This window comes from Novipirellula herctigrandis (assembly GCA_007859835.1).
In the GTDB taxonomy this organism is placed as follows: domain Bacteria; phylum Planctomycetota; class Planctomycetia; order Pirellulales; family Pirellulaceae; genus Novipirellula_A; species Novipirellula_A herctigrandis.
Genome location: SJPJ01000001.1, coordinates 1203954 through 1205184, shown reverse-complemented (window position 1 = coordinate 1205184; position 1231 = coordinate 1203954). Strand labels below are relative to the sequence as shown.

General features: G+C 54.7%; 2 protein-coding genes. Both read left to right on the top strand.

The genetic code is table 11. The features are described from left to right. Positions 1-122 precede the first annotated feature (122 nt). Positions 123-476: a hypothetical protein gene (locus CA13_RS04180; protein WP_146394729.1), complete on the top strand. Its 354-nt coding sequence runs from the start codon at positions 123-125 to the stop codon at positions 474-476. 118 nt (positions 477-594) lie between these two features. After that, on the top strand, positions 595-1155 hold the full coding sequence (locus tag CA13_RS04175; protein ID WP_146394728.1) for a hypothetical protein: 561 nt from the start codon (positions 595-597) through the stop codon (positions 1153-1155). Positions 1156-1231 lie beyond the last annotated feature (76 nt).

Sequence of the window (1231 nt, the reverse complement as noted above, 5' to 3'; positions counted from 1 at the left end):
TCCGTTGCACACGGAGCCGCGGGCCGCGCGGATTCTCAAATCAATGTCGTTTGCCGCGGCCCGGTGAACGGTGACGTTCCCCGACTGAGCGATTCCAACGCAATGCCGTTTTTGACATCACGATGAAGGACCAGAACGAGCCTACTGATCTTCGCGATGAACATGGCGACTTGCTTCCGCCATGGGTTGCGTTCCCTGAGCTTCCACGATTCAGTATCGGTTGGCGAATGGGACACCCTGAGTCACACTTGACTGACTGGACAAACTGGTACCTCGATCTCCCTGAAGACGAACGACGCAGCTACCGACGACGCTACCGAGCGCCATGGCCGTTGTGGACTGGATCGTACCTAACGCTGTCCCGTAGCAGCGCGACGACCGTATTCGGCTTCGTGACAACTGCGATCGTATTCTTCGTGCTTGTTTCACTCCGATTTGCTCTGTTTCCATGGGTGCGCGGCATCAAGATTGATTGACGATGGTAAAATGCGGGGAACCATGAATTGCACGGGAGGACGGGAGTTGAGTTTTTCGGTTTGCTTGCAAGTCTTTCGCCCGTCCCCCGTGAATTCTGCCGTTATGCGATAGAGAAACGTGACCCGAGAATCAATACGAACGCTTTGGTCGACCGACCGAAAGTCACGTGTAAACATCTTTCGCCGAAATGATGGCACCTATGGCTTCCTCGAAGAACGATACTCAGACGCGGAATTTGAACACTGCTGGATTCCCCACTTCGGTGACACAGAATCGTTCTGCGCTACAGAAGAAATCGCGATGCGTGAAGTTACATCGAGGGTTCCGTGGCTCGCTGAGATGGTCGCATCGTTTGAAGAAATCGACGGCCTAACGAGACCAAGTCCAAGTCCAGCTCCGTTACGAATAGATGATGCCAGCGTTCTGCGCATAAACGTTCTCGACCGCGGGCATCGCCACACGGGCAGCTGCGTTCATCGCCGCAACGACTTGGCTCAAGGCCCGGCAATTTGCTTGGCTATTTGCCAATATGACAGTGATGAGGGATACTATTTGTTTTCGTGCGACGAAAACTGGAGTGTCTTATCGGACACGTACCATTCGTCCGTGGTTGAGGCGGTGCGACAGGCAGAGTTCGAGTACTCTGGCACGTCCAACTCCTGGGAAGAAATCGCATAACCATCGCATGCAACGGAGCCGGCGGTCGGGTCGGTTTTGAAGTCAACGCATCTCGCGCCGGCCCGCTGATGCGTGT